General features: G+C 42.5%; 8 protein-coding genes and 1 riboswitch. Of the genes, 3 read left to right on the forward strand and 5 right to left on the reverse strand.

All coding sequences use genetic code 11. From position 1 onward, the window contains the following. The coding region (locus tag ACO4PX_RS05985) for a hemerythrin domain-containing protein (protein WP_485571978.1) at window positions 1-640 on the reverse strand (640 nt) is incomplete at its 3' end. A 561-nt stretch (window positions 641-1201) separates the two neighbouring features. Between ACO4PX_RS05985 and ACO4PX_RS05990 the strand changes: the two genes are divergently transcribed. Beyond that, window positions 1202-3346, forward strand: coding sequence for a hypothetical protein (locus ACO4PX_RS05990; RefSeq protein ID WP_485571979.1), 2145 nt, complete (start codon window positions 1202-1204; stop codon window positions 3344-3346). Between the two features lie 226 nt (window positions 3347-3572). Here the strand turns inward: ACO4PX_RS05990 and ACO4PX_RS05995 are convergent, their stop codons facing one another. Both ACO4PX_RS05995 and metK read right to left on the reverse strand, forming a co-directional pair. Continuing rightward, a complete protein-coding gene (locus ACO4PX_RS05995) occupies window positions 3573-4373 on the reverse strand; it encodes a hypothetical protein (RefSeq protein ID WP_485571980.1) in 801 nt (266 codons plus the stop codon). Window positions 4374-4377: 4 nt separating this feature from the next. After that, complete coding sequence (gene metK / locus ACO4PX_RS06000; RefSeq protein ID WP_485571981.1) at window positions 4378-5436, reverse strand: methionine adenosyltransferase; 1059 nt, start codon at window positions 5434-5436, stop codon at window positions 4378-4380. 90 nt (window positions 5437-5526) lie between these two features. Further along, a riboswitch (SAM riboswitch) is annotated at window positions 5527-5631 on the reverse strand. A 285-nt stretch (window positions 5632-5916) separates the two neighbouring features. Here metK and ACO4PX_RS06005 point away from each other — a divergent pair. After that, window positions 5917-6729, forward strand: coding sequence for a Cof-type HAD-IIB family hydrolase (locus ACO4PX_RS06005; protein ID WP_485571982.1), 813 nt, complete (start codon window positions 5917-5919; stop codon window positions 6727-6729). A 6-nt stretch (window positions 6730-6735) separates the two neighbouring features. On the opposite strand, the gene scfB is transcribed toward ACO4PX_RS06005, so the two are convergent. Then, complete coding sequence (scfB, locus tag ACO4PX_RS06010) at window positions 6736-8115, reverse strand: thioether cross-link-forming SCIFF peptide maturase (protein ID WP_485571983.1); 1380 nt, start codon at window positions 8113-8115, stop codon at window positions 6736-6738. A gap of 184 nt (window positions 8116-8299) precedes the next feature. Beyond that, complete coding sequence (gene scfA, locus ACO4PX_RS06015) at window positions 8300-8446, reverse strand: six-cysteine ranthipeptide SCIFF (protein ID WP_007155875.1); 147 nt, start codon at window positions 8444-8446, stop codon at window positions 8300-8302. A gap of 174 nt (window positions 8447-8620) precedes the next feature. On the opposite strand from scfA, the gene ACO4PX_RS06020 reads away from it, so the two are divergent. Then, on the forward strand, window positions 8621-9345 hold a 725-nt coding region (locus ACO4PX_RS06020; RefSeq protein ID WP_485571984.1), incomplete at its 3' end, for an SPFH domain-containing protein.

Consider the following 9345-nt stretch of genomic DNA (forward strand, 5'->3'; position numbering starts at 1 on the left):
CCAAGGAGGTGGGGTAGAGGATATTTTCTTCCTTGTCCATCAAATCCCGAACATCCGCCACAAGCTCTGCCTGCTTTCCGATAAATTCCTCTTCCTTATCCTCCAAAAGAAGCTTGTAGCATTCTGCAATTTCATCCCGAATGAAGTCATCCAGCGTCCACATGGTAGTGGTAGGACGGGTAAAACCCTTTTTCTCCAAAACCGGATAGAGCTGATTTTGCTTTCTGGACAAATGAATTTTGAACTTTAACAATTCCTCGTAAAGCTCCAACCATTGATTTTTAATGACAGGATACTGCACCAAATCCTCAACGGAAAGCAGCAATTCCTTCATTTTGGCATTTTCTCTACGATAGCAGGAGATAGGATGTTTTTCCGGAAGAGACTGCTCCTTTGTGACCAATACATCCTGAAAAACCTCCAGCATGGCCTGAATGTCTTCCTTTACACATTCATCCTCGGTTTCCTCCACCATTTCCTGCTCGATAATGGCAATTTCATAAGGAGCCAAATGTTGTACCCTATCCTTTAGCGCTTTTCTGGCCTCTTCCAAACTAAGCTTTCCTTCATCATAGGCGGACTTTATTTCGTGTACGATTTCCAATTTCTTTCCATCAATATTTTGAAAATTTTCTCTCATAGCTTCCTCCTTAAGGGGACTTTTCTATCTGCTTATCCATAAGAGTAGAGTCGATAAGCTCTTCCAATCGCTTGAGTTAGAATTATCTAACTTATATCATCATAACAAAAATGAAGAAAGAATAACAATAAAAATTCCATATCAAAATCTAAAGAGATTTTCAGAGGATTTCTCTAATGCACATCTTCTTTAGAGAGCAAGGCTTCCTTTCGAGTGCACACATCTTCTTTAGAGAGCAAGGCTTCCTTTCAAGCTATTCGGGAAAATGAAATATAAAATATATTAATGTGATTCATAACGAAGATTTTATTTATTATTCTTAAAAACAGCATTATACTGCTTGGGTAGATATGGCTAACCGATTTAAATAATAATAATTGAAACAGGCAAGTTCAACTAACTTTTCTATTCAAATGATTTCTTATCATTTTTAGAATATGCCGGCAGAGAAAAGCTAAGAACTAACTTCATTTTTGGATAAACCGGAAAGCATGGTAAGGGGCGTTAAAAAAATAAACCTGGACGTGAGTCGTAAATCACAGTTTTGAAAAGAGGTTTAAAATGAAGAAGATGACGAAAGGGGTTATTCTATCCCTTGCTTTTGTTTTGCCCACAATTCTGGTGCAGGGAAAAGCTTTTGCTGCAGAGGCAGGAAATTCCGGTGAATGGAAAGCCGTAAACGGAAAATGGTTCTATGAGAAAGAGGGCAAGCCTGTAAAGGATTGGCTTTTGGATAAGGGAAATTGGTATTATCTTTCTAAGGACACAGGAGAGATGCTTCTGGGAAGTCAAGAAATTAAGGGCGTTAACTATTATTTTCAAAATAAAAATGAGGCGGTAGAGGGTTCTATGGCCAGGGGCTGGCATCAAGACAGTAAGGGGGCCTATCGTTTTTATGATAATCGAGAGGGAAGCCCTACAGAGGGGCAGGAGCTTCGGTCCTGGCAATGGATTGACGGATATTGCTATTATTTTGAAGAAGAAGGTGAGAAAAAGGGAATTCTCCTGCAAAACGGCATTAGCAAGGATGGTTATACCGTAAATGCAGAGGGACAATGGACTGTGAACGGTGTAGTGCAGTTCGTTGAAGGAAAAGGCTTTATCACAAAAAAATCCGATGTAAAGGGTGTTTCCAGAACGATTGAAAATACGGAAGCTCGTCCGGAAAGAACAAGTTCTACGCGCAGTCACTCCGGAAGAAGCAGTGGAGCAGGAAGTAACGGAAGCGCTAATATAAACAGGAATGGAAGCAATACCGGAGCAAGCGGAAACACAGGAGCTTCCTCTAGCGGAGTAAGTGAGGAAGACAAGAAAAATTCCAAGACTGAACTGCCCCGGGAGAATCCTAAAGCAGAAAATCCTAAAGTGGAAACAGGAAAAGAAAATCCGGATAAGAAGGCGGAATCCTTGCTTGCAGACGGTGTTTTCTACGGTACGGGAACTTGGTCAAGATATTATGAGCAAACCGGTCCCGACATTGTAAAAGTCAGCATTAAGGATGGAAAGATTGCCGAAGTCAGCAATGTGAAATACACGGAAGATGACAGCTATCAGGACAAGACCTTTAAGATTTTTGATTATCTTAAAGGCTTAGAGGATGTAAAAGAGCTGGAGAAAAACCTGAAGGAGAAAAAGGGTGAAGCCTATGATGCGGTAGCTTCCGCAACCCAGTCCACACTGGGGGAGGTCAGCGCAGTGGACAATGCCCTTGCTCGTTCCAGAAAGCTGAAAAAAGACGGAAAAGAACAAAAAATTGCCTATTTTGATTTTAGCAGAAAACCAAATGCCAGAGCGGTAGGAGAGAGCTTAGATATTTCCGATACCATTCTTGATCTGCATTTTGCAGACGGAAGCAAACAGGATGTTCCCTATGCAGACTTTGCTAAGTATGGCATTACCGTGGATAAAGAACAGGGAAGTCCCTTACCGGAGATTGGAACAACTTTTCCGGTATATTTCCAAAACGAAGACTCTTTGATTAAGCTCCCAAGCTTTATTCAGGTGCAAAAGGAGTATAGATGGGCTTATGCGGATGAGATTCGTCTGACCTATGAAGATGGAGAGGTGAAAACCCTTTCGACAGATAAGGAGCATTTTGTCTACCGTGTTGTAGAAACAGGGAAAGCCATCACAAAAGCAGAGCTGCTTCGGGAGAAAAAGCTCCTTGTAGAAGCTGTGTATGATGCAAATCGCTCTGTTTGGGATTTCCAATTAGATGATAAACAGCTTCCAAAAAACTATGATGCTTGGAGATATAAGGATATTCAATTAAAAGAAGTTATGGATGAAGGAAAAATCCCTGCTTCCGTAGAACTTCTTTATGATGGGGAGTACATTCTGGAAGATACAATCAATCTGGAAAAAGAAGCAATTCTTTCCGGAGAAGTTCTTGAAAAGGACGGGGATGTAAATATTGATTATTTTGACGCGATAGAGAAAAATCCGTCTTTACTGCTTGGAGAAGCGGAAAATGAAAATGAAAAGCCTGTAAAGGTGGAATTACGCTATATTCCTGATAAGACAGAGAAAAAAGTCTCCGAAGAAGGAAATCCTGAAAACGGAGAAGGAGAAGAAGAGAAAAATGCGACCGTAGAACTAAGTTTTCCGGATTTAATCATCAAAGGAAAGACAGCGAAGGTAATTCTTCATCTACACTATATTTCTATAGAAGATGAAGGAGAAGATGGAGCGGCGGAAACAGAGTAATGCGTATAGGAACCTTCCTTTTGTGAGCATCTAAAGAAATCAAAAACGTTTTCCGTACAGCATAGGCCTGAAAGTGGGCACGCTCTCGCTAGCTTCGCCTCGTAGGGGATACTAAGCGAAAAACTGCGTTTCTCTTGTTTTTCGCAAGTACCCACGGGCTCAGACTACCCCTTTTTCAGGCCTATACTGCCGGAAAACGATTTATTTTTCTGATTGCTCATTAATTTTAAAAAGGAAGATTACTAAAGCTGAATTCCGTTTTTCCGCCCTTCTTATCGACACTAATATCGAAATACATTTCTTTGGAAAGCTTGCCGTTTCCATAGAATATATTCTCTTCCTCCACTTTTTGTTGGAAGGGAAGTTTCTTTTCCAGTAGCTTTATATTGTCTTCCATATTATCAATAGTAAAGAAAAACTGGTACTGGAATTGCTCTATATTTCCCTCTCCATAGTGGAAAAAGCTCATTTCATAAAGGGGCGTATCCGGAAAAATACGAAGGGCTTTTTCAATGGCTTCCCGGGAACTGTCCGGAAGACTTTCGCTATAAGGACTAAGAAAATTCGCCTCCTGAACATCTACCTTGGATAGAAGGGCGGAAGTTCTTGAGCAGTAGAGGGGATGAAGAAATAGAGGAAGGGAAGAGAGTAGTGAAAGAAGAAATATCACTATAGTCCCCTTACGAAACAGCTCAAATACTGCCAGTTTCTTGGCGTAGGAAGTTAAAAGTCCCAGTCCCCCGTAGAGCAGTGGAAGAACAGTAAAAAAGAAGAACAAGCACAGTAGGGGAGAAGTTGGCAGCAAGAGCTTCGGACTTTTATAGCTGTAGAGCAAGACGGGAAGAAGAAACAGAAGGCATTGTAAGACGATTCCGAAAAGAATCAGTGGAAAAAAATGATGAGAAAAAAGCAGTCTTTTGGGACTGCCTTTTTCTGTTGCAAGCTTTTGTTTCTTCTGAAAGAGGGCGCCTATAAAGGACTTTCCGCTCTTATTTTTATTTTCTGTGAAATGTAAATCCTTAGACATTTGCTTAGATTTCCCATGGCAGGTTTTCCTTACCGAAGTGTCCGTAAGAAGAAACCAGATTATAGTCTGTATTTAAAAGATTTAAGTTGGAAATAATACCCTTTGGAGTAAGGTCGTACTTTTCGATTACGGAACGCCAAAGGTCCCCAACATTTTCATGCTCGGTACCAAAGCAGTCCAGATACACAGATACAGGCTCTGCAACACCGATGGCATAGGCCAGCTGTACCTCACATCTGTCGGTCTTTCCGGCAGAAACCAGGTCCTTTGCAATCTTTCTGGCCATATAGGCTGCAGAACGGTCTACCTTGGAAGGATCCTTTCCGGAAAATGCGCCGCCGCCGTGATGAGCAGCGCCGCCGTAGGTGTCGGCAATAATCTTACGTCCTGTAAGACCGGAATCTGCAAAGGAGGAACCGAGAACAAAACGTCCGGTGGGGTTTACCAAGATGCGGAAGTCGGTATTTAAATTCATTTCCGCAGCGGTTTCCACCATGATTTTCTGAATAATCTCCCGAACCTGTGACAGGGAAACAGATTCACTGTGCTGAGAAGAAATCAGGAAGGTATCAATGCGATTTTCCTTGTAATCATAGCTTACCTGGGCCTTAGCATCCGGCTTTAAAATAGAAAAGGCATTTTCCAGATTAAAGGCACGGAGCTTCTGCAAAGCTCTGGTGGATAAAACATAGGGGATAGGAAGCATTTCCTTGGTCTCATTGGTAGCAAAACCGAACATCATTCCCTGATCTCCGGCGCCGTCATGGTCTACACCCATAGCAATATCGGGAGACTGTACGGAAATCAACTCCTGAATCTTATAGCGATCCAAGTCCTCCAAACCGATATTCTTCAACACGTTTCGGCAAAGAGTATCGTAGTCGGGGGTATGGCTGCTGGTGATTTCTCCCAAAATCACGATATCATAGTCTTTAATGCAACATTCTGCAGCAATTCTTCCTTTGGGATCGTGCTTTAAAATGTCTGTAACGATGGCATCACTAATCTGATCGCAAATTTTATCCGGATGTCCGTTGGAAACCTGTTCTGATGAAAATAACATAAATATAATCCTTTCTATTTTGCATACAGAGTGGGAGAAAGCTCTGAAAAGACATAAAAAAACCATTGGGCTCGCCAATGGTCGATAATCTTCTTATTGATCGAAACAAATGGTTCGCTCAGGTTAGCACCTTCCGTTTCCGGGGTTGCTGCGGCTTCTTAGCTCCTATGTAGCTCCACCGACTCTGAATAAGCTATGAAATTTTGTTCTGTAATACTAGCAAAGTGGAGAGGAAAATGCAAGATAAAGTTCGGGAGAAGAATATAAAAAAATAATAAATTTAAGTTTTCTTTACTTTCCGGGAAGAATGAGATATAAGAGAGGACACGGGTTTGCCGATATAAGATAAAAGGTAATATGAAAAATAATACTGTCAAAAGGAAAACAAATGGGGTTGCCGATATTGCATAAAGCGTTATCAGAAAATAATCATGATAGAAAAGGGAAAAGAACATACCGGGAGATGAGGAAGGGAACAATATGTTTAAAGCAATAGCATTGGATTTGGATGGAACATTGACCAATTCGGAAAAGAAAGTCAGTGAAAGAAACAAAAAAGCCTTGCAGGAGGCTATCAAGAGGGGCGTCAGCATTATACTTGCTTCCGGAAGACCGACCTATGGCATGTCCGAGGTTTGGGAAGCTTTAGAGCTGGAAAGACTGGGGGGCTATGTTCTTTCCTATAACGGAAGTCTCTGTATGGATTGTAAGACCAAGGAGGTTTTGTTTGAGAAGACAATTCCCCGGAAGTATTATGCTCCTATCGCTCAAGTGGTAAGAGAGGCGGATTTAGGCCTCCTTTCCTATCAGGGGAAGGAGATTGTGACAGAACGGCCGGAATTTCCCTATATGGATAGAGAAAGCACCATCAACAAGATGCCCTTTAGAAAGGTAGAGGATTTTCCTAATGCCTTATCGGAGGAAGTTTGTAAACTTCTGGCTTTGGGAGAGCATGAAGATTTGATTCCCTTAAAGGAAAGACTGGAAAAGGAATACGGGGAAGAATTAAGCATCTTCTTTTCCGAACCCTTTTTCCTGGAAATCTGCCCCGTAGGAGTAGACAAGGGAGAATCCTTAAAAAGACTCTTGGAGAAAAAGGGTTGGAAGAGAGAAGAGCTGATGGCCTTTGGGGATGGAGGAAATGACCTGACCATGCTGGAGTATTCCGGAAAAGGCATTGCCATGGCCAATTCTCAAAAGCATGTTTTGGAAATAGCCGACGAAATCACGCTCAGCAATGACGAAGATGGCGTAGCAGTGATGGTGGAGAAATACATCTTGAACAATATATAAGAAATGCTATTGCTCCATCAAGGACTCCTCCACCTTCATCATAATGGCGCATTCCATTCTCTTTCGGAAGAGCTTACAGCCATACTCATAGGTGCCGGCAATGTCTCCGGTGGAGTGGTAGGCATTTGCCGCACAGCCTCCGGCACAGTAAAGCTTAGCCCAACATTTTCCGCAGTCCTCTCTGGTATAGACATTGGTATTTCGGAATTCTTCTCTGGCTTCTTCCTTGGTAATGCCGTTCCAAATATCTCCCAGCTTATATTCCTTATCGGATACGAACTGGTGGCAGGGATAGAGCTCACCCTGGGCGGAAACCGCCATATATTCGGTTCCGGAACCGCAACCGGAAATTCTCTTATAAATGCAGGGGCCTCTGTCCAGATCCACCATATAATGGTAGAAGGTTACAGGATCCCCCGCCTTTTTTCTGCGAAGCAGGTCTAAAGCCAGCTTTTCATACTGCTCATAGAGGATGGGCAAATCTTCCTCGGTTAGGGCGGAGGGCTCTCCCGGCTTTAAAACCACCGGCTCCATGGACAGTTCTTTAAAGCCCAGCTCATCGGCCATGTGGGCAATATCTTCCGTAAAATCCGTATTAAAATGGGAGAAGGTTCCTCTCATGTAGTACTCCTTGTCTCCACGCTTTTCCACAAAACGCTGGAACTTGGGGACGATTTGATCGTAGCTTCCCTTTCCCTTTCGGTCTACACGAAAACGGTCATTGACTTCCTTTCGTCCATCCAGACTTAAAACCACGTTATGACATTCTTCATTTGCCCAATCCATGATTTCTTCCGTAAGGCCTACGCCGTTGGTGGTTAGGGTGAAACGGAAATTCTTTCCCTTTTCCTTCTCGATGGAGCGGGCATAGGCAACAAGGTTTTTACAAACCTGGAAGTTTACCAAAGGCTCACCGCCAAAGAAATCCACCTCTAAGTTACGGCGGGTACCGGAATTCTCAATGAGGAAATCCAGGGCTCTTTTTCCGGTTTCAAAGCTCATCAGTCCCGACTCTCCGTGATAATGCCCTTGGGAGGCGAAGCAGTAGGAGCAAGCCAGGTTACAGCTGTGGGCTACCAAAAGACAAAGAGCCTTAATCACATTGCCGCTGTGGGACTTTAATTTTCCCGCTAAAGGCCCATAGTTGTCCTTGGTAAAAAGCTTCTTGCTCTCAACCAATTCGTCTATATCCGAAAAGCAATCCTGAAAGTCCTGCTCGGTGCTCTCAGGAAATTCCGCTTTAAGCTTTTTCAGTGTTTCTTCTCTGGAAAGCCCTTTATCCAAATAGCCGATGGCAGCGTAGGCCATAGGATCCGTAACGTGGATGCTTCCGCTATATACATCCAAAACAATATGTCGTCCGTTCATCAAATACTGGTGAATCATTTACCCTTCCTTCTATAAAACGAATGTATAAATCAAATCAATACATAAACCATATCAACATATAAACCATATCAATACATAAACCATATCAGTATCAATAAAATCAATGCATAAAGATAATGTATCTATCAATGGCGAAAAAAAAGAACTGTGTCTGCACACAGCTCCTTCTTCTGAGAAATCCTTAGTTGTTTTCGTTCTCGCAGTTTTGATTTGCGATACCGCAGCTGGTCTTACAAGCAGATTGACAAGATGTTTGACACTCTCCACATCCGCCGTGCTCAACGCTCTTCTCTAAATCTCTGGTGCTTAAGGTAATAATGTGCTTCATTTCCTATCCCTCTTTCTCCTGAATGCTTTTTCAAGCAATTTATTTACTCCTGCATTTTACCTGTTACGCTAAAACTTTGTCAAGATTGGAAAGGGATTTTCTTTCCCTTTAGAGGAAAATATGGTAGTCTTAGAGGGACAAAAATGAATTTGCTTACCATAAAGGAGTGAGTCTATGGGATTGATAAAAGCAGGTAAAGAAGCGGGAATTTCCGTTTTAGCAGATCAGTGGAGAGAGTATTTCTATTGTTCTTCCTTAGACAATGATACCCTCATGACCAAGGGGCAGAAGAGAATTGGACAAAACAGTTCCAATACTCGAGCTTCAGACAATATTATTTCCAACGGTGCTGTCATTGCCGTAAACGAAGGACAGTGTATGCTGATTGTGGAGCAGGGTGCCATCGTGGAACTGTCTGCAGAGGCAGGAGAGTTTGTTTTCGATTCCTCCACGGAACCCAGTATTTTCTACGGCCCACTGGGCGAAAGCGTAGTAGAAAGCTTTAAGACCTTTATGAAGCGTTTGAGCTTCGGCGGAGACACGGCAAAGGATCAACGCATTTATTTCATTAATCTCAAGGATATTGTGGGCAATAAATACGGTACCGTAAACCCCATTCCTTTTAGAGCGGTGGATCCCAACATTAATCTGGACATAGAGATTTCCCTTCGCTGTCACGGAGAATATGCTTATAAGATTACGGACCCTGTACTCTTCTATAGGAATCTTGCGGGCAATGTAGAAGGAGATTATAAGAAGGAAGAGGTGGAGTCTCAGTTAAAGTCTGAGCTTTTAACCAATTTACAGCCTGCTTTTTCCCGTATTTCCGAACAGGGAATCCGCTACCACAGCATTCTCAGCCATACGGATGATATTGCTCATGCCTTAAATGATATTCT

The sequence above is a fragment of the Oribacterium sp. genome (assembly GCF_057249185.1).

What these genes read in the sequence shown, in the direction of transcription:
- ACO4PX_RS06005 (WP_485571982.1), top strand. Translation starts at nt 5,917, where the DNA reads ATGTTTAAAGCAATAGCATTGGATTTGGATGGAACATTGACCAATTCG.
- ACO4PX_RS05990 (WP_485571979.1), top strand. Translation starts at nt 1,202, where the DNA reads ATGAAGAAGATGACGAAAGGGGTTATTCTATCCCTTGCTTTTGTTTTG.
- ACO4PX_RS05995 (WP_485571980.1), bottom strand. Translation starts at nt 4,373, where the DNA reads ATGTCTAAGGATTTACATTTCACAGAAAATAAAAATAAGAGCGGAAAG.
- metK (WP_485571981.1), bottom strand. Translation starts at nt 5,436, where the DNA reads ATGTTATTTTCATCAGAACAGGTTTCCAACGGACATCCGGATAAAATT.
- scfA (WP_007155875.1), bottom strand. Translation starts at nt 8,446, where the DNA reads ATGAAGCACATTATTACCTTAAGCACCAGAGATTTAGAGAAGAGCGTT.
- scfB (WP_485571983.1), bottom strand. Translation starts at nt 8,115, where the DNA reads ATGATTCACCAGTATTTGATGAACGGACGACATATTGTTTTGGATGTA.